This window comes from Ruegeria sp. HKCCA6707 (genome assembly GCF_013033515.1).
Classification (GTDB): Bacteria; Pseudomonadota; Alphaproteobacteria; order Rhodobacterales; family Rhodobacteraceae; genus Ruegeria.
In genome coordinates, this window is sequence record NZ_WQEG01000006.1 from 262,761 (window position 1) to 285,018 (window position 22,258).

A 22,258-nucleotide genomic window follows, 5' to 3' on the forward strand; every position below is an offset into this window, starting at 1 on the left:
GCCGTTAAGGCATTGACCTTGCGTCATAGCGGTCTGGTTCCGGTTGCACAACCGCTCAACCACGACGGCGTTTTGCGCGCAGGGTCGGGTCGGCCTGCGTTGGGTCTTCGGGCCAGGGATGTTTGGGATATTGCGCGCGCATATCCTTGCGTACATCCGCATAGGACCCGGCCCAGAACCCCGGAAGGTCACGTGTGATCTGTATGGGTCGCTGGGCGGGCGACAGCAATGTGATCTTCAACGGTTGATCGCCGATTTGGGGATGCTGCGTGACGCCAAAGACCTCTTGCAGGCGGACCGCGATTTCGGGAACAGCATGGTCATAGGAAATGGGGATCTTGCGCCCCAGCGGCGTTTCAAACGACCCGGGCGCGCGGCGGTCCAGCTCTTGCGTCTGGGACCAGTCCAGCCGGGCGCGCAGCGTGGGCAGCAGATCGAACTGCTTCCAATCGTCGGCACTGCGGACACCGGTCAGCATCGGCAGGAGCCAGCTTTCCATATCTTCCATCAAACCTTCGGGCGAGAAATCGGGCAAATCAACACCTGAGGCACGCACCAACTCCACCCGCGCGGCAAGCCGCGCCGCAGGGCCTTTCAAGCGCAGGCCCAGATCACGCACGCCGTCTAGCATGGCCTTGGCAACGGCATCTTCAGGGACGTCTTTCCAGATTCGGTCATCCAGATTGATCGCACCGAACCGTTCCTGCTGCCGCGCCACCACGCGCCGATCCCGTTTGGACCAGCTGCACATCTTGTGCCAGGTAATCTGATCGGCAAAGAGCGCGCGTAACTCTCCTTCGGTGATCTGGGCAGCCAACCTGACACGCGCCTCACGCGGGTTGCCGTCGGTGTCGATCACCACCAGAAAGGGCGCGGCGACCATGGTGTCTGCATTGTCGAGCACAACGCCCTTTCCGCCCGACAGGACATACCGCGGTGCGTCGCCCTTGCGCCGCTGTCCGACCCGATCTGGATAGGCCAACGCGGCCATGGCGGCAGGTGACAGATCAGGCCCTTGCCCCTTGGCTTGAACCCGCAGGCGCTTGGTTTCCGATGTGATCCGGTCAACCGCGCCCGCATGAAACTGCCAGGGACGATTGCGCTGAAATGCACGGGGATCGCGCAGGGCCTCAAGGCGCAACGAGAGGTCGCTTGGGGCACCTTTCAGTGGGTCGCGTTCCGCCATCAGGGCGGCCAGCGGGGCGGCAGCAGAACCGGCGGTGACCAACATATGGCCCAATCTGGGATGCAGCGGCAGCACCGCCAGCGCCCGCCCGTGATCAGTGATACGCCCGTTGCTGTCCAAAGCGCCCAGCATGCGCAACAGACCACGCGCTTCGGTCAAAGCACCCTCAGGCGGCTGCGTCAGAAAGGCCAGATCATCCGGTTCGCTGCCCCAAAGCGCCAATTCCAGGGCAAGGCCAGTCAGATCGGCCGCCTCGATCTCGGCGGGCGGAAAGGCGGCCATCGCGCCGTCTTCGCCTTTGGACCACAGCCGGTAACACGCACCTTCGGCCACACGCCCCGCGCGCCCGGCGCGTTGCGTGGCTTCGGCGCGGGTCACCTTTTCGGTGACCAGGCGCGACATGCCCGAGCCCGGATCGAACCGTGCCCGACGCGATTGGCCCATATCGACGACGACGCGAATATCAGGCAACGTCAATGAGGTTTCGGCGATCGACGTAGCCAACACCACCTTGCGCCCGGACTTGGCCGGAGCAATGGCCGCGCGCTGGGCGGCAAAGGGCAGGGCACCAAACAAGGGATGAACCTGGCACCTGTCCGGCAGTAGCCGGGTCAAAGCCCCCTCGGCGCGCCGGATCTCACCTTCGCCGGGCAGAAAGACCAGAATCCCGCCGCCCATGGCGCGCGTATCGCGTTCGGCTTGAACGACCAAATCGACCAGAGCGTCCAAACGGCGCGCCTTGAGGCCCAGCGGACGCTCCAGCCAGCGCAGATCGACGTCGAAACTGCGCCCGGCCGAAGTGACCACAGGCGCGTTCATCAGCCGACCCACGGGTTCGGCATCCAGCGTCGCCGACATCGCCAGCAGGATCAGATCGTCGCGCAGCGCGTCGGCGACCTCAAGGCACAGCGCCAGTCCCAAATCGGCATTCAAGGAGCGTTCGTGGAACTCGTCAAAAATCACCGCACCAATGCCGGGCAGGTCAGGATCGGATTGCAGCATGCGGGTCAGGATGCCTTCGGTCACAACCTCGATCCGGGTCTTGGCTGAAGTTTTGGCCTCCCCTCGCACGCGATAACCTACGGTTTCGCCCGCGCGTTCATTCAGAGTGTCGGCCATGCGTTCAGCGGCGGCGCGCGCGGCAAGACGGCGGGGTTCCAGCATCAGGATCTTGCCTTCGCATAGACCGGCCTCAAGCATGGCCAGAGGAACCCGTGTGGTTTTGCCTGCTCCGGGGGGCGCTTGCAGAACGGCGCGCTTGTGGGCCTTGAGGGCGTCCAACAGCTCGGGCAGGGCATCATCTATGGGCAGGCGCGGTGACATGGTCGCTTTATCCGCAATCCATCCGGTGGCGTCCAGATTGCATCGCTGCCGGGGGCTGGACATTTTCGGCTGAGCGACCACAAGGTGTCATGCCGCAGTCAAACGAGGGCCCCATGGACATAGACAGCCTGAGCGACAGGATCTTGAACGGTGAACGGCGCGCGCTGGCCCGAGCGATCACTCTGGTCGAAAGCGGGCGCGAGGATCACCGGGCAAAGGCCAGCGCGCTGCTGGCCAAGCTGTCGGGTTCAGGTCGACAAGCGTTGCGCGTCGGGCTGTCGGGGACACCGGGTGTGGGCAAATCCACCTTTATTGAAAGCTTTGGCATGATGCTTATCGCGCCGGGTTTGCGGGTGGCGGTTCTGGCTGTTGATCCAAGCTCGGCCCGGTCTGGAGGGTCGATTCTGGGCGACAAGACGCGGATGGAGCGGCTCAGCCGTGAGGCCAACGCCTTTATCCGTCCGTCGCCCAGCCAAAGCCATTTGGGCGGCGTCGCACGCCGCACCCGCGAGGCCATTGCGTTGTGTGAGGCCGCGGGGTTCGATGTTGTGCTGATCGAAACGGTGGGTGTCGGCCAGTCTGAAACCGTGGTGGCCGAGATGTCGGACCTGTTCCTGCTGTTGCTGGCTCCGGCGGGCGGGGATGAGCTGCAAGGGGTCAAGCGCGGCATCATGGAGATGGCTGACATGATCCTGGTCAACAAGGCCGACGGCGATTTGAAATCCACTGCAACACGGACCTGTGCGGATTATGCCGGAGCACTGCGGCTGCTGCGCAAGCGGCCCCAAGACCCCGAAGGCTTTCCAAAGGCGATGACGGTCTCGGCAGTCGAAGAGCAGGGGCTGGAACTGGCCTGGGCCGAGATGCAAGCCTTGCGAGACTGGCGGAAAGAAACCGGACATTGGGCGCAAAACCGGGCCGCACAGGCGCAATACTGGTTCGAACAAGAGGTACGCTCGGCCCTGCTGGCGCAGCTGTCCACGGCGCAGGCACGGGCTGATATGACGCGCTTGGGCGGTCAGGTCAGTGCGGGGCTGCTCAGCCCTTCGGCAGCGGCCTCTGAAATGCTGGCGACATTGATGCCCAAGACCTGATCCTGGATGGCCCGTTTGGGGCAGAACAGAGAATTCTGCAATCGGGCAAAGATTTCGCCGCAGCCGTCTTGACCCTCTGCGCGATTCCCACTACACGCATCCAACCAGTTTTCGGGCGCGACTTCGGGTTGCGCCCCTTGTGATTTGGCCGAGGGTATTTGACCCGGCCTCTAGAAACAAAGGAAGAAACCATGTCGCGCCGTTGCGAACTGACCGGAAAAGGCCCGATGACTGGCAACAATGTCAGCCACGCCAAAAACAGAACTCGTCGTCGTTTTCTGCCGAATCTGAATGACGTTACGCTGCAGTCGGAAACTCTGGGCCGTGGCGTCAAGCTGCGCATTTCCGCTGCTGCACTGCGCTCTGTCGATCACCGCGGTGGTCTGGACGCGTTCCTGGCGAAAGCCAAGGATGATGAGCTGTCGGCAAACGCACTGAAAGTGAAAAAGGAAATCGCCAAGGCGCAAGCTTCGGCGTAAACCATTTCGTTTCATCGAGATTTTGGCCCCGTACCTGCTGGTGCGGGGCTTTTTCTTTTGATCGGTCGACTCTCTGGATCGTGCTCCAAAAGGATCGTTTGATCGCGTCTGTGAAGATGTTCACATAACAAAGGGGGAATGTTTGTTATGTTTGCTCAAATTCTAGAAGCGGAGACAGCCGATGCCCTTCAAGTCCCTTGATTTTCTAACTCACGTTCCCGTTTTTGTCGGACAAGCGATCAGCAGGTGTATTCGGATGCAACAAAGGGTTAATCGTCGGCATGTCAGTCTGACGACCCATGCTGCCAAGGACCCACAGTTCGACGCTTGACGCAACGCCGCAGGTCGCGATTGTTGCTTGTCACCGGAATTCGTTTCCGCGTAATCCCTGTCGGAAATGAAGACGCGGTGTCACACAGTGTTAGCCTTTGTTCTGTCGCTGACGGTCATCTTGACCGGTCAGGGAGTGGCAGCGTCACGCGGTGTGGACCATTTGGCAGGCCAAATGGTGCTGTGCACAGGCGCTGGTCCTGTTGTTGTCTATGTCGACAAAGACGGGCAACCCACACAGGCGCCGCACTACTGCCCGGACTATGCGCTAACCCTTTTGGGCGCGATCTTTACCGCGCATCCTGAACTGCCCGAAGCGCCCGACGTTGCACGCGATTTCGTTCCCAGCCATGCTCAGAACCTGATCGTAGTGCGGGTTCTGTGCAGCCTGGCCCGGGCGCCTCCTGTTTTTGTCTGATTCTACGGATATTCAAAGACAGAAATAAAGACAGGAGCAGCGCTATGACGCTCAAATCCACAGTTCTGGTCGCGATGGCCAGTTTTGCCCTTGCCACAACCGTCGCAGCCGAAAGCAGTATCAAGGTTGACGATTCCTATGCCCGGTCGTCGGGCGCAACCGCCAAGGCTGGGGCAGCCTTCATGATGATCGTCAATGATGGCGACACGGCTGATCGATTGATCGGTGTAAGATCAGAGGCGGCAGCTCGGGTGGAGTTACACACGCATGAGGTGGATGACAACGGCGTGGCCCGGATGATGGAGGTCGAAGAGGGCTTTGAGATACCGGCGGGGGAAAGCCATGCGCTTGAACGTGGCGGGGATCACGTGATGTTCATGGGGCTGACCCAGCCTTTCGAACAGGGCGTACGTGTTCCGGTAACACTGATCTTTGAAAACGCGGGAGAAATTGACATCGAGATCCCGGTTGATCTTGAGCGGAAAGCAGACCCTGGTCACGGGGATGGCCATGGAGCGCATTCACATTAGAGAAACGCCTGTCTTCGGGCCGCTTAAGCGGCCGTCATCCATGCGTCAGACCGGGCGTTGCCCGGTCTGATCCGCCTATGAAATTGGTCAGCGATTGACCGTTTTTATGCCCACCCGGTCACTTGCGCGCTTGAAGCGGGCCGTCAGCCAGAACATCACTGCAGCGATGGCAAGCGCAGCAAGTGCGATGGCCCAACCCAGCGCCACAAGGCCAATGCCGGGCGCGAACAGCAACAGCAATCCAATTGACAAAGCCGCGAAGCCAGAATTGCGCATGGCGTTCCGCTGCGGGTCACGCTCATGCATTTGTCGCCAGGCGGCCAGAGATCCGATCCCGATGATCAGCGCCCAGGCACCAAGCAGGAAGAAAGCGAGCTTTGCGGCCCCTTCCGGCCAAATCAACAGGATCAGGCCAATCACGATAGCACCAATCCCGACGCCACCAACCAGCCCGCGCCGACCAAATCCCAGCAGCGTGAGGCCACCATCGAGGATCAGCAGCAGCCCGACCAGCCGCAAAAGCATCGAAATGCTGCCACCCGGCCAAAAGAGTGCCGCAATGCCAACGCAGGCGGCCAGAATGCCTCGTATAAGGAACGTCCACCATAGCTCGCCCAACTGTGCGCTCAACGCTTCGCGCGTGGCAAAGCTGTCGTCGTCGACAATCTCGCCTTGTTTGGGGTCTGTGTCGGTCATGGTAGGTCCTCGGGTTATGTCAAATCCAGCATAGCCTATGCTGCCCGGTTGCGTCTGCAGTGTTCTTGTCAGCGTCTGTCCAGTAATTCATCCACCCAAAGGGGAACGATTTCGGTGGCGGGGCCAAACCGCCTTGCGTTGAAATGCGCCGCTCCGTCTGACGGCTCCAGGTTCAGTTCAAGCGTATGGGCCCCTGCAGCTGCGGCCTCGTGTACGAAGGCGGCGGCGGGATAGACCTGACCCGAAGTGCCGATCGCAACAAAGAGCGCGGCATTGGCCAGATGCTGATAGATCGTGTCCATGTGATAGGGCATTGCGCCAAACCAGACCACATCTGGCCGCCCTTTCGGCGCCGCGCAAGCCGGGCAGGGCTCATCAACGGCCATTTCAGTCGGAGCCGTCCAGCGGTGGCCGCAAGCCGCACATAGTGCTCCGGCCAATGTGCCGTGCATATGCAGGACGTCCTGAGCACCGCCTGCCTCATGCAGGCTGTCGACATTCTGGGTCACCAGAACAACATCGCCAGGCCAGTCCCGCTGCAACCGCGCCAGCGCCTTATGGGCTGCGTTGGGTTCTACGCCAGCGGCTTGCTGACGGCGCGCGTTGTAAAAGCCGTGAACGAGGGCAGGGTTGCGCGCAAACGCCTCGGGCGTCGCCACATCTTCGATCCGGTGTTGCGCCCACAGGCCGCCTTCATCGCGAAAAGGTGCTAAGCCCGCTTTCGGCAGAAATACCTGCTCCGGTCAGAATGACGATCTTTTCCATGCCTGCTCCTCGGGGTACATCTTGGCGCATGACACACCGTATCCTTTTCGTCTGTTTGGGCAATATCTGCCGGTCGCCTGCCGCCGAGGGCGTATTTCGCGCCGGTGCGCCGCATCATGTGACTGATAGTGCAGGAACTTCGGGTTGGCATATTGGTGATCCACCGTATGAGCCGATGCAACAGGCGGCGCGTGCGCGCGGGTTCGACCTGAGCGATTTGCGGGCGCGGCAGTTCGAGCCTGCGGATTTCGACCGGTTCGATCTGATCATCGCCATGGATGACAACAACCTGAACGATATCGAAGCGCTGCGCCCGCGCGGAAACGAAACGTCCGTGCGCCTGTTCACCGATTTTGCACCACAGACCGGAGCCGATCATGTGCCCGATCCGTACTACACGCGTGACTTTGATGGCGCGCTGGACTTGATCGAGGCGGCAGCAGACGGCCTGATCGCGCATCTTAAAGGCTAGCTCATCACCTTCAGTTCTTCGCGAAGCCAGGGCAGCTGCGCGATGGCCGGGTCGATGATCTGGCTGCGCATCAGGCGGCGGATCATGTCTGCAATCTCTTGCGGTACCTGATCGGACCAGTCGGTGCGGGTGAAAAGCGAAATCGTGCGCGAAAACGCACCAAACGGGGCCGGATGGGCCGAAAGCCCCTCGTGGAACCGCGCGGCGCGCATATAGCCCAGAGGCGTGGTGATCGCCCAACCCAGACCGCGCGCCACCATGGCCATCAAGGCCAAATGCGAGCCGATCTCGAACCGTTCCTCGAACTCAAGCTGTTGGCGGGCCAGATGGCCTTCGATCTGACGGCTGATCAGCTGCTCGCGGGCGTACCTCAGAAAAGGCAGGGTCTGAACCGGATCATCCGCGCCTTTTGGCGCAACCAGAATGAATGGATCTTGGACCAGAGGGTATTCGATCACGCCTTCCAGCACCTCGCCGCTATGGGCGGACACTGCCAGATGTAGACGCTGCGCTTCAAGTTCGGCAAACAGATCCAGGCTGGGCAGGGTTATCAGCTTGAATTTCGACCGCGTCAGGTTATCGGCCAACAGGGTGGCTAGACGCGGGGTCAGGTCATTGTCGAAATCATCGATCAGCCCGATAGACAGCGTGGCCAGGTGGCCCAGATCCATCACCGTCAGCTCGCTCTGCGCCATTTGCAGCTCGGCCAGAACCGCCTCGGCCCGGGTCAGAAAGCTGCGCCCAGCCTGGGTCAGGCGCATCGGACGTCGCGCGTGATCGACCAGATCAGTGCCCAACGCCTTTTCCAGATTGCGCAATTGCTGGCTGACCGAAGGCTGGCTGAGTCCGGTGATCTCGGCCGCCTGCGCCACCGATCCCGTTCGCGCCAAGGCCTCGAACACTTCGAGCCCGCGCAGGGTCACCCCTTTCATCACCATCGCCGATCCCTTTCACTGCGCCTTTTCTGAGGCGCAGGGCGGGCCAGGTCAAGGATTGACAGGGGTTAGCCGCAGATCGCCTGCGCCATCTGGCCGAAATTCTGATAGCGATCCCACAGCGCATCATCGCGCGCGGTTTGCGACATCTTCAGCTGCTGCGCCTGATGCGGGTCTTCGAACCATTTCGAGACCTTTTTCTGATCGCTGCGCGTCAGCGCCTGATCGGCCACGCGCTGAATGCAAGAGCACCGATCCCGCGTCGCCGCCTCACGATCCGATGCCAAACACGCCTGCTTGATCTGCGCCGCGTTCACAACCGGTGCCACAGACACCAGCGATACCGCACAACATGCTGTTAAGAGGAACTGTTTCATACTCGAGCCTCGTTTTTGCCTGCCCGGACGGGTCTTATGCCCCTCTCGGTCTGCGGCGGAGTATGAATCAAACGGGGGAGCGGATCAATTGGGTGGTTCGAAATTGTGATTGCATGAGTCGGAAGCACTCCGCCCCTTAGGCCGGGTTTCACAAGGAGCTGGTTGGGACGTCTGCTGCCGTCTTAGGCCCGCGCGCGTCGCTGGGAAAAAGACGTTCCAAGAAGCCACGAAGGCATCCCGGAACTGCCAACATTTTGAAGCCGAATTAGGGGAAGGCGCAGTCTAAATTCGCTAGCCTTTTGGCAGTAAGCCTACGCTCAGTACCGTGGGCGCGTAATGGCATACAACATTTCTTTGAAGCCGTCGCGAAACTGATTTGCTCGGTCAGCCATTGTTGTCTTAACTCTGACCCGGACCTCAACACCTTGAGGGGCTGCTCGCCTTTCGCTTACAGTGATCATAAAACGGATTTTTTGCTTGCGATTGAACCGGTCCGTTAGGTGGGCCTCCAATTTGCGCGATTGTCCTTTTTCTACAATGGTTTCACTTTTTTCACTGTCGTTGGCCGAGGTGCCAACAAAATGGTGAACGCGTCCCTGGTGTACACCGCATACGATCAGATCGCGACGTTCAGTAACTTCAATTGTCTGTTTGATTAGCTTGTTATCCGGTTCGTCTCTCCATCTCATGTTAGCCAATGTCTTACCTGCTTTTGGATCGTACATCCAAGCCGTCGCGTCTATGAGTGGATTGCGATCTATCGTGAACCCGAGAAAACTTGGACTGTTCACTATTCCAATCGAGTGCTTGCTGAACTGTGCGTCGCCGCCGCTCATGCAGCCATTTGCCCTTATTTTAGGGCGGTACAGGCGGTTCCGAAAAACTGCCAGAAACGCCGTTACAATGGTGCCCAACCAAAAATCACCTGACTTTAATGCATCGCCGAAAAAAGTATTAATATCGCCCAGAAAACCCATTTTGCTACCTCAGCTACTATTTGATGCGAAGAACCCACTCAAATTTACCCAAGCTTTCGCTTCATATTGTGAGTCTTAACTTTGCAAAATTCAAATACCTAACGCAGACCAACGCTTTGCCTGCTTGACCAACCCACGATTCCTCTACATATCCCCAACCCATGACAGACCTCGTTCATATCCGCAATTTCTCCATCGTCGCGCATATCGACCATGGTAAATCCACCCTTGCTGACCGGCTCATCCAAGAGACCGGAACGGTGCAGGATCGCGACATGAAGGAACAGCTGCTCGACAGCATGGATATCGAGCGCGAGCGCGGCATTACCATCAAGGCCAACACGGTGCGCATCGACTATTCCGCCGATGATGGTGAGAAATATGTGCTGAACCTGATCGACACCCCCGGCCACGTGGATTTCGCCTATGAGGTCAGCCGGTCCATGCGCGCGGTTGAGGGCTCTTTGCTGGTGGTGGACTCGACCCAAGGGGTTGAGGCGCAGACGCTGGCGAATGTGTATCAGGCCATCGATGCCGATCATGAGATCGTGCCGGTGCTGAACAAGATCGATCTGCCTGCATCCGATTGTGACCGCGTCGCCGAACAGATCGAGGATGTGATCGGCATCGATGCGACCGACGCCATTCAGGTCAGCGCCAAGACGGGGCAGGGTATCCACGAGACGCTTGAGGCCATCGTCACCCATCTGCCCGCGCCGCAAGGCAATCTGGACGCGCCGCTCAAGGCGATGCTGGTGGATTCGTGGTATGACGCCTATCTGGGCGTGATCGTTCTGGTCCGTATCATGGACGGGACGTTGAAAAAGGGAATGCGGGTCAAGTTCATGTCGAACGGCACCCTGCACCATGTCGACCGCGTCGGCGTCTTCCGGCCCGAGATGGAGATGGTCGACGGCCTGGGCCCCGGTGAGATCGGCTTTCTGACGGCCTCGATCAAACAGGTCCGCGACACCCGCGTGGGCGATACGATCACCAATGACCGCAACGGGGCGGAACAGGCCCTGCCGGGCTTCAAACCCGCGCAGCCGGTGGTGTTCTGTGGCCTCTTCCCGGTGGACTCGGCCGAATTTGAAGACCTGCGCGACGCGATTGAGAAGCTGGCGCTGAACGACGCCTCTTTCAGCTTTGAAATGGAGACCTCGGCGGCGCTGGGTTTTGGCTTCCGCTGCGGCTTTCTGGGCCTGCTGCACCTTGAGGTCATCCGCGACCGGATCGAGCGTGAGTATAATATCGAGCTGATTACAACCGCGCCCAGCGTGATCTATCACGTCTATATGAAAGACGGCGAGATGATCGAGCTGCACAACCCCGCCGATATGCCGGATCTGTCCAAGGTCGACCACCTGGAAGAGCCGCGTATCAAGGCGACCATTTTGGTGCCCGATGAATATCTGGGTGACGTGCTGAAACTCTGCCAGGATCGCCGCGGTATCCAACTGGACCTGACCTATGCGGGCAGCCGCGCCATGGTCGTCTATGACCTGCCCCTGAACGAGGTGGTGTTCGACTTCTATGACCGGCTGAAATCGGTGACCAAGGGTTATGCCTCGTTTGATTACCAGATGACCGGCTATACCGAGGATAATCTGGTCAAGATGTCGGTGCTGGTGAATGATGAGCCGGTCGATGCGCTGTCGACCATGGTGCATCGCGACCGGGCCGAGATGCGGGGCCGGGCGATGTGCGAAAAGCTCAAAGACCTGATCCCGCGCCACATGTTCAAAATCCCGATCCAGGCCGCCATCGGAGGCAAGGTCATCGCCCGCGAGACCCTCTCGGCGCTGCGCAAGGACGTGACGGCGAAATGTTACGGCGGTGACGCGACACGGAAGCGGAAGCTGCTGGACAAGCAGAAAGCGGGGAAAAAGAAGATGCGCCAGTTCGGGAAAGTGGATATCCCGCAGGAGGCGTTTATTAGCGCCTTAAAAATGGACAGCTAAAAGCTGGCCATTTTTACGGCGGGTGGGCCAAAGCGGTTGGCGCAGCCAACTGCGTGCCCGCGCGGTGAGGATAGGGACGCGGGTTAGCTCTTTCCCTCGCTTGGCTCCTTCTGTGTGGCCTAAAGCATTGATCATTAAATCAACCTCTGTGGTGGAAGCCCTTCTGGGGATTGAAAACAACCCAAGGGCAGCTAAGCTGCTAGAAAATTTCTGCTTCTGGTAGTTTAAATGACCTACGGTGAATTCGAAGTATATGATCCAAGTGCTCCGCCTGAATTGGACCTCAGTTGGAGCGGCAAAAAGAAAGCCAAGGAAATTGTCGATTGGCTGGCGCTTGAATTTCAAGACTTTGGCGATTTCGATTTTGTCGATCTAGTTAGCGAACATGTGTTCGAGAATTTTGACGAACTTCAATCGAGCGTTTGGGACCAGGCAAGTTCGAGCCGCGAAACAGTCCTAGAATACTTCGGAAACTCCATCTTGGCCAATCAATTGGACGAGGTAGTTCAAGCCGTTGAGGATCATTTTGAAGGCGAGCTATTCCCCGCTGATCATCGCATCTATCTAGATGTATCTGAAGATGGCGAAGATGAGCAGATCGAGTTTTCGGATACCGAACTCGCTCAATCCATTGTTGAGGACATACCGAGCATTTTGGAGCTCTTGTCTGTTGTGCGCAGCGATATTCCTGAAAGTCTCGGACACAACCAAGGTCCTGATTTCCTTCTGAAAGACGACGAACTTCAAAGGTTAGAAGAGCGTCTCATAGCGCTCAAAACTTCACTGAGATCGCCAAGTGAGCAGACTGACGAGTTGATAGTTGAAACCGGTGAAGGATTTCAAAAAGTCGGATCAAAGCTGGCCGCACATGTCGGCGAAATGACTAAGATTTCGACACTGAAATTTGCTGAAAAATTTGGCGAAAGCACTGGAACATGGGCAGGTAGGGCGGCGATCCTTGTTATCTTCGGTGAGAGGTTGCTTCAATTGTTGTTGTGACATCAGTGAAAAATTCCGACCCACCCGCCCGGCGGCACCGCCGGGCCGCGCCGACCCGCCCCCGTCAAGCTAAAGGTTTATCTACGGCAAAACGGGCGACGCGTTTGCGCCTCGGGGCTTCGCCTGATCGTGGCTGAATTCGTCCACTGGACGAATTCCGGGACGTCGCTCACCCCCTCGGGCCGGCGCTGTCCTCAGCTCTGCTGATCAATCGCCCTACGATTTGACCCCTGCAACCAAAGCCTCAAACCCCTCCGGATCAGCCTGTTGCAGCTTCCGCAAAGCCTCCTCCGCGTGGTCCCGCAGGGCTTGTTTGCACTCGACCTTGACCGCTTCAACCCCGTCGACCAGCGCGTCGATCTCGGGCAGGGCGGTGTCTGTGGATTGGGACAGCGCCTGTAAGGCCTCCAGCACTTTGCCCAATTGGGTGCCATAGCTGGCCACCTCACGCTGCACCCGCGCCTCGATCGCCGGGACACCCCGGATAGAGCCTGCAAGAACCGGATCAATATCCTGCTGCACATCCCCGCTGAGCGGAAAGCGGAACTGGGGGGACCAGACGGAAAACGGGCCGAACATGACGAAATCTCCTGTTTTGCAAATACAGCAGATCGTTGCTGCGATGCAGCATCAAGTCAAGGCTGTGGTGGGGCTTAACGCCTGCCTAAACCCTTCATGAAGTTTCCTTAAGGTAAGTTGCAACCGTCCCGCTCCCTCCCAATCTGTACAACACGGCCAGCGACGGCCCTGATGACGGAGAGAGAACATGACCAGATTTATGACTGCCGGAGCAGCCGCTTTGGCCACGTCCCTCACCCTTGCCACCGCTGCGATGGCGGACATGCCCGATCTGCGCGGCACCTGGACTGGCAGCTATACCGCTGTGGGTCCGAACCGGACCACAACCGGCGACATCCCGCGGTTCAACAGTGCCGAGTGGGTGCTGGATATCCAGAAGCAGAAGGACAATGTGTTCTGGGGGCCCAGCAAGTGGCGGTCGAATGCCACTCAGGATTGGCGCATGTTGGACGCCACCGGCACCATCAGTCTGGATGATCCGACCCGCATCAGCATCGTCGAAAGCTCGGCCAATCCCGAGATCGGCGCGAACGCCCTGATCGATGCCCGGTATCAGGATGGCAAGATTTACGCTGATTTCCGTAGCCTGCGTCGTGGAACGACCTATAGCACCGTTCTGGAACGTCAGGTGAACTGAAGCGGTATCGGCCCGGCCGGTTGTAGGGGGTAAACAGGCTGGCCGCACTATGTGTGGCAGACGAGTATCAGTTGCCGCGCCGGGCCGAACCGCTTCTCAATCCACCCCAGGCGCCTCTGTGTTCAGAGGCGGGCCGGGCAGCCCGGATGACCGTCTACCGGCGGGTCTGACGCGGCAGGGCACACGCGACGGCGGTCGTGCGTCCAGCCTATGGCAGGCCACGCGGTCCTTCAGCGCGATGCGGGTAAGGTGATCCGGGACTGTCCGGCCACTGGGGTGCGGAACAGGTGGGGCCCGAAAGCGGAGTTAGATGTTTTCCTGAACGTCCGACGCGACATTCTGGATGGCATCCCCGGCATTTTCGATGTCTTTGCCTGCGCCTTTTGCGGTTTCGCAAGCGGCGAGGGTGAACAGGGCCAAGCCAATCAGAATTGCACGGATCATTGGAAACTCCTTAACTGCGTGTTTTTGGTTGCCTAGCAGTTTTGACCGCTGTGATCTACATGTTTCACCACGGTCGCGCACGCGGCAAGGACCGGGTGTTCCAAGAGGCCACGAACGGCCTCTGGAATCCGGGGTTTTGCTGTTTTTGAGTGCGCCTGATAAGCGCCCCCCATCACTTGCAAAAGAGCTCGTGAATGGTTTCGAGCATGCGACGTGGTCGATCATCTGCAAGTCGATAGTAAATCGCCTTACCATCCCGGCGCGGCAAAACCAGCCCTTCAAGCCGCAACCGAGACAATTGCTGCGAAACCGCGGCCTGACGGGCCGACAGCAGCTCTTCAAGTTCGGTCACCGATTTCTCACCGGAGACGAGGTGGCAGAGGATCATCAGCCGCCCCTCATGGCTGATGGCTTTTAGAAAACTGGACGCTCGTGTTGCGTTTTCGAGCATCGACGCGAGGTCGTCAGGTTGATAGGCGTGGTCGACCTGAGGCAGTCCCATAGAAATTTCCCCATTGTTATCCCTTGAGTGGATCGGAAGGCTTGGAGTGAAAGCCCGTCGAATGTCGCAACAAAATAATCATGGATAAAAATATGTCTCTTCAAATACATGTGATGCTGTAACACAAACGCGTGTGCAGAACGCCGTTTTGGGTTGCTGGATGACGGTGATGCGGCTTTGACGCGGGCATCGCCGCTCTTGCGTTACATCGCGTAACGGTATCGCATTCGCCCCCTTGCACCCCCCCAATGGCAGCACTAAGACTTGGGTAAGAGTTTTTCGGGTAATGTCCCGATCCATAGCAAAGCAGGCAGGTTTCTTATGTTCGATCCCGTTGACACCTATATGAATACGCTTGTCCCAATGGTCGTCGAACAGACCAGCCGGGGTGAGCGCGCCTATGACATTTTCTCACGCCTTCTGAAAGAACGGATCATTTTCATCAACGGGCCGATCCATGACGGTATGAGCCATCTGATCGTTGCCCAGCTGCTGCATCTTGAGGCGGAAAACCCGAACAAGGAAATCTCGATTTACATCAATTCACCCGGCGGCGTTGTGACCAGCGGTTTGTCGATTTACGATACAATGCAGTACATCAAGCCAAAATGTTCGACTTTGGTGATCGGTCAGGCGGCCTCGATGGGGTCGGTTTTGTTGGCCGGGGGCGAGAAAGGCATGCGCTTTTCGCTGCCCAACAGCCGCATCATGGTGCACCAGCCCAGCGGCGGATACCAAGGTCAGGCCAGCGACATCATGATTCACGCCGCCGAGACCCAAAAACTCAAAGATCGCCTGTATGATATATATGTTCGCCACACCGGGCAGACGAAGAAGGCGGTCGAAAAAGCGCTGGATCGCGACAATTTCATGAGCCCGGAAGAGGCCAAGGAATGGGGTCATATCGACGAGATCGTGGAAAACCGGGCCAAAATGGACGGTGAAGCGGACTAGGTTCAAATTCTCGCGCAGCCCGCGTGAGCCGCGATTTTGAGATTGTCGCGGCCACGACGCTGGCCTAAGCTGCGGGGACAATCGGCAAAGTGGGCCTTGCAAAGGCCAAAGGTACAAAGCCCGAAAGGTAGATCATGGCGACGAATTCTGGCGGTGATGGTAAGAACACGCTCTACTGCAGCTTCTGCGGCAAAAGCCAGCATGAGGTGCGCAAGCTGATCGCGGGGCCGACCGTTTTCATCTGCGACGAATGTGTCGAGCTGTGTATGGACATCATCCGCGAGGAAACCAAAGCCAGCGGGCTGAAGTCTTCGGATGGTGTGCCGACACCAAAGGATATCTGCGAGGTTCTTGATGACTATGTGATCGGTCAGGCAACCGCAAAGCGGGTTTTGTCGGTTGCGGTCCACAACCACTACAAGCGCCTCAACCACGCCCAGAAGGCTGGCAGTGACATTGAGTTGGCCAAGTCCAACATCCTGCTGATCGGGCCCACTGGCTGCGGTAAGACGCTGCTGGCACAGACGCTGGCGCGTATTCTGGACGTGCCGTTCACGATGGCGGATGCAACCACGCTGACCGAAGCGGGCTATGTGGGCGAAGATGTCGAGAACATCATCCTCAAGCTTTTGCAGGCCAGCGAATACAACGTCGAACGCGCACAGCGCGGCATTGTGTATATCGACGAGGTCGACAAGATTACGCGCAAGTCAGAGAACCCTTCGATCACCCGCGATGTATCGGGTGAAGGTGTGCAGCAAGCGCTGCTGAAACTGATGGAAGGCACTGTGGCCAGCGTACCTCCTCAGGGCGGGCGCAAGCATCCTCAGCAAGAATTCCTGCAAGTGGACACGACCAATATCCTGTTCATCTGCGGTGGCGCTTTTGCGGGCCTGGACAAAATCATTGCACAGCGTGGCAAGGGCTCGGCCATGGGTTTCGGCGCGGATGTGCGCGACAATGACGAACGCGGCGTGGGTGAGATTTTCCGGGATCTTGAACCGGAAGACCTGTTGAAATTTGGCCTTATCCCGGAATTTGTTGGTCGTCTGCCGGTTCTGGCGACATTGGAAGATCTGGACGAAGACGCGTTGGTAACAATCCTGACCAAACCCAAGAACGCTTTGGTCAAGCAATACCAACGTCTGTTCGAACTGGAAGATGCCGAGCTAGCCTTTACCGACGATGCATTGCAATCGATTGCCAAGAAAGCCATCGAACGCAAGACCGGTGCGCGTGGGTTGCGGTCCATTTTGGAAGACATCCTGCTGGACACTATGTTCGAACTGCCGGGTCTCAAAAGTGTGACACAGGTGGTGGTGAACGACGAGGCAGTGACCTCGGATGCGCAGCCCCTGATCATCTACGCGGATTCGGCACAGGAAACTGCTTCGGCAGGTTAAGCGCGCTTCACCTAATGTCAGCGTTGTAAAAGGGGGTAGTGCCCTGTCGCCCATACCGGACGACTCCCTCGGGGTATTTCTGGCCATATGACGCTGGGATCCTGTATTCATCTGGCCAAAATATCCCGGAGTTCGAGGCAGAGCCTCGTAAAAAGGTAATCCAGATTTTGGAGAGTGAAAGATGATCAAACGCATCTCATCGGGGGGCGAATTTGAAGCCAAGGCCGGGTATTGCCGTGCTGTTGTGGCTGGAGGATGGGTGCATGTGGCGGGCACGGTCGGGCAAGGTGACGATATTGAAACCCAATGCCATTCAGCTTTAGGCATCATCGAAAAAGCACTGTCAGAGGCTGGGGCGTCTTTTGCGGATGTTGTTCGCGTGACCTATATGTTGCCCGACAGAACCGAGTTCGACAGATGTTGGCCGCTTTTGGCAGAGACGTTTGGCAAAAATCCTCCGGCGGCAACGATGATCGAATGCGGTTTGATTGATCCGAAATACCGGATCGAGATTGAAGTCACGGCATTCTTGCCGGAATGATGCGGCACGGTGCGGTGGCACTGGACCTGGGGCCGGCTTTAGGTCATATCTTCGACAACGGAAAAGGCGGAGGCAGCCAATGGGAATCCTGAATACTCTGTTGCGGGCCGTGACCTGGTGGAACGGGGCGACGCTGAATACGCAGATCTTCACCGCGCGCAACGGAATCAAGGTTGGCGAGGACAATGAAGGCAACGTGTTCTACCGCAACGAGGATGACAGCAAACGCTGGGTGATTTTCAACGGCGAGGCCGAGGCGAGCCGCGTGGATCCCGAATGGCACGGGTGGTTGCATCGTACGTGGGACGAGCCACCGACAGACAAGCCGCTGCCTCATAAATCCTGGGAAAAGCCGCACCAAGAAAACCTGACAGGTACTGCTCTGGCTTATGCCCCCGCAGGGTCATTGCGCCGCCCCGATCCGGTCGAGCGCAAGGACTATGAAGCCTGGAGCCCGGAATAAGCGAGGCGCGTCGATGTCGACCCATAGTGTAACTGAAATCCTGGTCGGCGGGGTTGTTCTCGCTGGTGCGATTGCGTTTGGCGTGTATGCCAGCCAGTCCACAGGGCTGTCTCAATCCAGCGCCGGATACGAATTGGGGGCTTCGTTCCGATCCTTAGAAGGCGTCAGCGTCGGAACAGATGTCCGCCTGGCTGGCGTAAAGATCGGAACGGTCACCAATGTGACGCTCAATGCAGATACCTACCGTGCCGACACGCAGTTTTCCGTTGCCGATGGCGTACTTATCCCGGATGACAGCGCGGTTGTAATCTCGTCCGAGGGTTTGCTGGGTGGCAATTTTGTTGAAGTCATGCCCGGTGGATCGCCATTCTATTTTGAACCCGGTGATGAAATCGAAGATACACAGGGCGCGGTCAGCTTGATCTCGTTGCTGGTCAAGTTCGTGGCCGGGGATGGTAGCGAATGAGAGTCCTGCTGCTATTGGCGGCGATCTTGACTGCAGTCAGTGCCGAGGCGCAGCAGCGGGTTACCTCTGGGCAGGGGGCGACGCTGCGCGGATTGGATAAGGTCAACGGTCAAACCGTCGACGTTGATCTTCGATCTGGGGATACGGCCACGGTATTTGGACTTGATGTGGCGCTGGGAGATTGCCGTTATCCGGCCGAGAACCCGACAGGTGACGCTTTCGCTTACCTTACGATTTGGGAGCAAGGCGACTCGCAACAGCTGTTTGATGGCTGGATGATCGCGACGTCTCCGGCTCTGAATGCTTTGGACCACGCGCGTTACGATGTCTGGGTGATCCGCTGTATGACGCCCTGAGGCGTCTGCGAGAGGGATGCGGTGAAATCAGCGCTGCCCTCAAGCGCTTGTCTCAGCTCTGCGTGATAGGTCGCACGCGGTATTTCGATCGCACCGAGTGAGGCCAGATGGGCCGTCAGAAACTGGGTATCGAACAAGTGGAATCCCGTGCGGCGCAGCCGATCCACCAAATATGCCAGCGCAATCTTGGAGGCATCGGTGCGGCGAGAGAACATGCTTTCGCCAAAGAACGCCGCACCCAGAACCACCCCATAGACCCCGCCGGTCAATCGGCCATCCTGCCAGACCTCAAGCGAGTGCGCCTGACCGTTAATATGCAGGTCGTCGTATAGGCGCCGCAGTTCCGGATTGATCCAGGTTTCGGCCCTGTCGGCGCAGCCGTCGACGACGCCGGAAAAGTCGCGATTGATGGTTATCCCGTAATCGGATCTGCGCAACCGTCGCGCAAGGCTGCGCGAGATGTGGAAACCGTCCAGGGGAAAGACACCGCGCAGTTTGGGATCAACCCAGAAAAGGTCCGGATCGTCCCGGTGTTCGGCCATCGGGAAAATACCGATGGAATAACCATGCAGCAAAAGCTCGGGTGTGAGGCTCATGTCAGACGGGGCAGGGCTGGATGTGAGGATCCCAGCCCTGAGCTTTTATTGCGCCATATTCTCCGCAAGCCAGCGCTCCAGCCAGTGGATGTTATAATCACCGCTGTGCAGATCTGGCTCTTGCAGCAGGGCGTGGAACAGCGGCACGGTGGTGTCTATGCCATCTACGATCAACTCACCCAAGGCGCGGTTCAACCGAGCCAGGGCTTCATCGCGGTCACGGCCCTGCACGATCAGTTTGGCAATCAAGGAATCGTAATAGGGCGGGATGGAATAGCCGTCATAGAGCGCTGAATCCATCCGCACGCCCAACCCGCCGGGGGCGTGGTAGGCGGTGATCTTACCGGGGCAGGGCGAGAAGTTTGGCAGCTTTTCCGCGTTGATCCGCACTTCGATGGCGTGGCCGTTGATCTCAAGATCATCCTGCCCGAACGACATGGGCAGGCCCGAGGCGACGCGGATCTGTTCGCGCACCAGATCGACACCAAAGATACCTTCGGTGACCGGGTGTTCCACCTGCAAACGCGTGTTCATCTCGATGAAATAGAACTCGCCGTTTTCATAGAGGAACTCGATTGTGCCCGCACCGATATAGTTGATCTTGGCCACCGCGTCGGCGCAGATCTTACCGATCTTGGCGCGCTCTTCTGGGGTGATGCTGGGGCCGGGGGCCTCTTCGAACACTTTCTGGTGGCGACGTTGCAGCGAACAGTCACGTTCGCCCAGATGCACGGCGTTGCCTTTGCCGTCGCCAAAGACCTGAATTTCGATGTGACGCGGCGTGGTCAGGTATTTCTCGATATAGACCTCGTCATTGCCAAAGGCGGCCTTGCCTTCGGCGCGCGCGGTCATGAAGGCACTTTCCATCTCATCGGCATTCATCGCGACTTTCATACCGCGCCCACCACCGCCAGCGGTGGCTTTGATGATCACCGGATAGCCGAACTGCTCACCGATCTCTTTGGCGGTTGCCAAGTCAGGTACGCCGCCATCCGAGCCGGGAACGCAAGGAACGCCCAGGTCCTTCATCGTGTCCTTGGCGGTGATCTTGTCACCCATGACGCGGATATGTTCGGCGGTGGGGCCGATGAAGGTGATACCGTGGTCTTCGACGATCTGCACAAACTCGGCATTTTCTGACAGAAAGCCATAGCCGGGGTGAATCGCCTGCGCGCCGGTGATCTCGCAGGCCGAGATGATCGCGGGTACCGAGAGATAGCTTTGCGGGCTGGGCGGAGGGCCGATGCAAACCGATTCGTCGGCCATGCGCACATGCATCGCGTCGCTGTCTGCGGTCGAATGGACGGCCACTGTGGCAATCCCCATCTCGCGGGCAGCGCGTATCACGCGCAGCGCGATCTCGCCTCGGTTGGCAATCAGGATCTTGTCGAACATGGTCCCGCCTTACTCGATGATAACCAGAGGAGTACCGAATTCCACAGCGTCACCATCTGTCACCAGAATGCGTTTGACGGTGCCCGATTTGGGCGCGTGGATGTGGTTCATGGTTTTCATCGCTTCGACGATCAGCAGCGTGTCGCCTTCAGATACATTCGCCCCAACCGAAACGAACGAGGGCGCGCCCGGTTCGGGCTGCATATAGACGGTGCCGACCATCGGTGACGTCACAGCGCCGGGATGGCTGGCAGGGTCTTCTGCCGATGCAGGGGCTTCGGCAGCGGCTGCGGGCGCTGCTGCTGCCGCGGCTGCCGGAGCGGGGGCCGCAGCAGCGGGAACAGCAACTTGAACAGGAGCAGCAACGGTTTGCGAGGCGCGGCTCACGCGGACATTTAGGCTGTCGTCTTCGCCATAGTCCCGCTTGACCTGTAGCTCGGTCAGGTCGTTTTCGCGCAGCAGTTCGGCCAGTGCCTTGATGAACGCCACATCCGCTTCGTGTTTGTTATCTGTCATGAGTGTCCTCGAAGGTTCCCCTTGGGCTCGGCTTTTTGGTTGCGAGCTTGAAATAATTACGCAGGGTTATATGCCAAGCGTTCGGCCATGAAAAGCGCAGTCTTTGTTGGGAAAGATCGGTGTTTTTACAAGGCTGGGCCGGGCCAGAGCGTTACAACGGCATCCCCGAGAGTTTGGCAACCAGTTCCGGCAGCTTGCGCGCACCGAATTTCTCAAGCAGGCGGGCCCGATAGGCTTCGATCGTGCGGTAGGACAGTCCCAATTCAACGCCGATCTCTTTTGCCGACAGGCCGCGACAGGACAGGATCGCCACTTCGCGTTCGCGAGCGGTCAATTCGACCAGAGGGCGCTCTTCCGAGATGTCCGAAAAGCTCCAGATCCCGTGGCGGAAGGGATCATCGGGGGTCAGCGACCGACCGCGGGCCCGACACCAGAACAGATCACCATTGCGCCGCCGCATGACGCGTTCATCAGTGTAATAGCCCGTGTCGCGCATGACTTGCAGGCTGCGCGCGCCGATTCTCTCCCAATCGGCAACCGAAGGGTAGAGGTGCAGCAACGGCATGTTGCGGTATTCGCTCTCGTCGCCGCCAAAGGTGCGCGCGAATTGCAGATTGCAGCGCCGGATGATCCGGTTTTCCAACTCAACCAGTCCGATCGGGGCGTATTCGAAGGCAGGGTCGCTCATATACCTATGGTGGCCGGTTTCCGGTGGAAAATGAAGGGGACAAGCGTCGCGCGGGTGCATAAGGCTTGAACCGGATGTTAACTTTGTAAATTCTGTGTGTTAAGTTTGGCAATAATAACTTGTAAGATAACGAAAGTTCTGAAAACTTCGGCCATCAGGCTAAAGGGGCCGCCAGC

At 58.4% G+C, this 22,258-nt stretch carries 26 protein-coding genes and 1 pseudogene; 14 read left to right on the forward strand and 13 right to left on the reverse strand.

Annotation, left to right across the window (positions count from 1 at the left end; genetic code table 11):
* Window positions 1-55: 55 nt before the first annotated feature.
* On the reverse strand, window positions 56-2,509 hold the full coding sequence (gene hrpB / locus GOW40_RS16080) for an ATP-dependent helicase HrpB (RefSeq protein ID WP_171131382.1): 2,454 nt from the start codon (window positions 2,507-2,509) through the stop codon (window positions 56-58).
* Window positions 2,510-2,622: 113 nt separating this feature from the next.
* On the opposite strand from hrpB, the gene meaB reads away from it, so the two are divergent.
* The 4 genes from meaB to GOW40_RS16100 all read left to right on the forward strand — a co-directional run bounded on the left by meaB (window position 2,623) and on the right by GOW40_RS16100 (window position 5,360).
* Window positions 2,623-3,603: a methylmalonyl Co-A mutase-associated GTPase MeaB gene (gene meaB / locus GOW40_RS16085; protein WP_171131380.1), complete on the forward strand. Its 981-nt coding sequence runs from the start codon at window positions 2,623-2,625 to the stop codon at window positions 3,601-3,603.
* A 191-nt stretch (window positions 3,604-3,794) separates the two neighbouring features.
* Window positions 3,795-4,082: a 50S ribosomal protein L28 gene (gene rpmB / locus GOW40_RS16090; RefSeq protein WP_008756960.1), complete on the forward strand. Its 288-nt coding sequence runs from the start codon at window positions 3,795-3,797 to the stop codon at window positions 4,080-4,082.
* A 418-nt stretch (window positions 4,083-4,500) separates the two neighbouring features.
* The gene (locus GOW40_RS16095; RefSeq protein ID WP_371731854.1) at window positions 4,501-4,830 is read left to right on the forward strand and encodes a hypothetical protein; all 330 of its coding nucleotides are present in this window, start codon (window positions 4,501-4,503) and stop codon (window positions 4,828-4,830) included.
* A 44-nt stretch (window positions 4,831-4,874) separates the two neighbouring features.
* Complete coding sequence (locus GOW40_RS16100) at window positions 4,875-5,360, forward strand: copper chaperone PCu(A)C (RefSeq protein ID WP_171131376.1); 486 nt, start codon at window positions 4,875-4,877, stop codon at window positions 5,358-5,360.
* 87 nt (window positions 5,361-5,447) lie between these two features.
* Here the strand turns inward: GOW40_RS16100 and GOW40_RS16105 are convergent, their stop codons facing one another.
* Window positions 5,448-6,056 (reverse strand): DUF308 domain-containing protein, encoded by a 609-nt coding sequence (locus tag GOW40_RS16105; RefSeq protein WP_171131374.1) that lies wholly within the window; start codon window positions 6,054-6,056, stop codon window positions 5,448-5,450.
* Between the two features lie 68 nt (window positions 6,057-6,124).
* Window positions 6,125-6,821: pseudogene (locus tag GOW40_RS16110) on the reverse strand (NAD-dependent deacylase).
* 28 nt (window positions 6,822-6,849) lie between these two features.
* Between GOW40_RS16110 and GOW40_RS16115 the strand changes: the two are divergent.
* The gene (locus GOW40_RS16115; protein WP_171131372.1) at window positions 6,850-7,293 is read left to right on the forward strand and encodes a low molecular weight protein-tyrosine-phosphatase; all 444 of its coding nucleotides are present in this window, start codon (window positions 6,850-6,852) and stop codon (window positions 7,291-7,293) included.
* On the opposite strand, the gene GOW40_RS16120 is transcribed toward GOW40_RS16115, so the two are convergent.
* From GOW40_RS16120 to GOW40_RS16130, 3 genes are all read right to left on the reverse strand, one after another.
* Window positions 7,290-8,231, reverse strand: coding sequence for a LysR family transcriptional regulator (locus GOW40_RS16120; protein WP_171136583.1), 942 nt, complete (start codon window positions 8,229-8,231; stop codon window positions 7,290-7,292). The two genes, GOW40_RS16115 and GOW40_RS16120, sit on opposite strands and share 4 nt — an antisense overlap.
* Before the next feature lie 65 nt (window positions 8,232-8,296).
* Complete coding sequence (locus GOW40_RS16125; protein ID WP_171131370.1) at window positions 8,297-8,605, reverse strand: hypothetical protein; 309 nt, start codon at window positions 8,603-8,605, stop codon at window positions 8,297-8,299.
* Between the two features lie 317 nt (window positions 8,606-8,922).
* Window positions 8,923-9,582, reverse strand: coding sequence for a hypothetical protein (locus tag GOW40_RS16130; protein ID WP_171131369.1), 660 nt, complete (start codon window positions 9,580-9,582; stop codon window positions 8,923-8,925).
* A 161-nt stretch (window positions 9,583-9,743) separates the two neighbouring features.
* Here GOW40_RS16130 and lepA point away from each other — a divergent pair, with 161 nt between their 5' ends.
* Complete coding sequence (gene lepA / locus GOW40_RS16135; protein WP_171131368.1) at window positions 9,744-11,543, forward strand: translation elongation factor 4; 1,800 nt, start codon at window positions 9,744-9,746, stop codon at window positions 11,541-11,543.
* Window positions 11,544-11,771: 228 nt separating this feature from the next.
* Window positions 11,772-12,542 (forward strand): hypothetical protein, encoded by a 771-nt coding sequence (locus GOW40_RS16140; protein ID WP_171131366.1) that lies wholly within the window; start codon window positions 11,772-11,774, stop codon window positions 12,540-12,542.
* A gap of 216 nt (window positions 12,543-12,758) precedes the next feature.
* On the opposite strand, the gene GOW40_RS16145 is transcribed toward GOW40_RS16140, so the two are convergent.
* Complete coding sequence (locus GOW40_RS16145; protein ID WP_171131364.1) at window positions 12,759-13,121, reverse strand: hypothetical protein; 363 nt, start codon at window positions 13,119-13,121, stop codon at window positions 12,759-12,761.
* Between the two features lie 187 nt (window positions 13,122-13,308).
* Between GOW40_RS16145 and GOW40_RS16150 the strand changes: the two genes are divergently transcribed.
* A complete protein-coding gene (locus tag GOW40_RS16150) occupies window positions 13,309-13,758 on the forward strand; it encodes a hypothetical protein (protein WP_254444468.1) in 450 nt (149 codons plus the stop codon).
* A gap of 306 nt (window positions 13,759-14,064) precedes the next feature.
* Here GOW40_RS16150 and GOW40_RS16155 read toward each other — a convergent pair whose 3' ends face one another.
* The gene (locus tag GOW40_RS16155; protein ID WP_171100233.1) at window positions 14,065-14,202 is read right to left on the reverse strand and encodes an entericidin A/B family lipoprotein; all 138 of its coding nucleotides are present in this window, start codon (window positions 14,200-14,202) and stop codon (window positions 14,065-14,067) included.
* 172 nt (window positions 14,203-14,374) lie between these two features.
* On the reverse strand, window positions 14,375-14,704 hold the full coding sequence (locus GOW40_RS16160) for a helix-turn-helix transcriptional regulator (RefSeq protein WP_171131363.1): 330 nt from the start codon (window positions 14,702-14,704) through the stop codon (window positions 14,375-14,377).
* Window positions 14,705-15,025: 321 nt separating this feature from the next.
* On the opposite strand from GOW40_RS16160, the gene GOW40_RS16165 reads away from it, so the two are divergent.
* The 6 genes from GOW40_RS16165 to GOW40_RS16190 all read left to right on the forward strand — a co-directional run bounded on the left by GOW40_RS16165 (window position 15,026) and on the right by GOW40_RS16190 (window position 18,887).
* Entirely contained in the window at window positions 15,026-15,658 is a 633-nt protein-coding gene (locus GOW40_RS16165) for an ATP-dependent Clp protease proteolytic subunit (RefSeq protein WP_171100230.1), read from the forward strand.
* A 134-nt stretch (window positions 15,659-15,792) separates the two neighbouring features.
* Window positions 15,793-17,061: an ATP-dependent Clp protease ATP-binding subunit ClpX gene (gene clpX, locus GOW40_RS16170; protein ID WP_171100228.1), complete on the forward strand. Its 1,269-nt coding sequence runs from the start codon at window positions 15,793-15,795 to the stop codon at window positions 17,059-17,061.
* Window positions 17,062-17,242: 181 nt separating this feature from the next.
* The gene (locus GOW40_RS16175; protein ID WP_171100226.1) at window positions 17,243-17,602 is read left to right on the forward strand and encodes a RidA family protein; all 360 of its coding nucleotides are present in this window, start codon (window positions 17,243-17,245) and stop codon (window positions 17,600-17,602) included.
* Between the two features lie 79 nt (window positions 17,603-17,681).
* Window positions 17,682-18,065 (forward strand): NADH:ubiquinone oxidoreductase subunit NDUFA12, encoded by a 384-nt coding sequence (locus GOW40_RS16180; protein WP_171100225.1) that lies wholly within the window; start codon window positions 17,682-17,684, stop codon window positions 18,063-18,065.
* A gap of 13 nt (window positions 18,066-18,078) precedes the next feature.
* On the forward strand, window positions 18,079-18,531 hold the full coding sequence (gene mlaD, locus GOW40_RS16185) for an outer membrane lipid asymmetry maintenance protein MlaD (protein WP_171100223.1): 453 nt from the start codon (window positions 18,079-18,081) through the stop codon (window positions 18,529-18,531).
* Entirely contained in the window at window positions 18,528-18,887 is a 360-nt protein-coding gene (locus GOW40_RS16190; RefSeq protein ID WP_171100220.1) for a DUF2155 domain-containing protein, read from the forward strand. Before mlaD ends, GOW40_RS16190 begins: the two co-directional genes overlap by 4 nt.
* On the opposite strand, the gene aat is transcribed toward GOW40_RS16190, so the two are convergent.
* The 4 genes from aat to GOW40_RS16210 form a co-directional block, all read right to left on the reverse strand.
* Window positions 18,851-19,483, reverse strand: coding sequence for a leucyl/phenylalanyl-tRNA--protein transferase (gene aat / locus GOW40_RS16195; RefSeq protein WP_171131352.1), 633 nt, complete (start codon window positions 19,481-19,483; stop codon window positions 18,851-18,853). The genes GOW40_RS16190 and aat overlap by 37 nt on opposite strands.
* A gap of 45 nt (window positions 19,484-19,528) precedes the next feature.
* Entirely contained in the window at window positions 19,529-20,878 is a 1,350-nt protein-coding gene (gene accC, locus GOW40_RS16200; RefSeq protein WP_171131349.1) for an acetyl-CoA carboxylase biotin carboxylase subunit, read from the reverse strand.
* Between the two features lie 9 nt (window positions 20,879-20,887).
* Window positions 20,888-21,394, reverse strand: coding sequence for an acetyl-CoA carboxylase biotin carboxyl carrier protein (gene accB / locus GOW40_RS16205; protein WP_171100217.1), 507 nt, complete (start codon window positions 21,392-21,394; stop codon window positions 20,888-20,890).
* A gap of 151 nt (window positions 21,395-21,545) precedes the next feature.
* Window positions 21,546-22,082, reverse strand: coding sequence for a LuxR C-terminal-related transcriptional regulator (locus GOW40_RS16210; protein WP_171100215.1), 537 nt, complete (start codon window positions 22,080-22,082; stop codon window positions 21,546-21,548).
* Window positions 22,083-22,258: the final 176 nt, after the last annotated feature.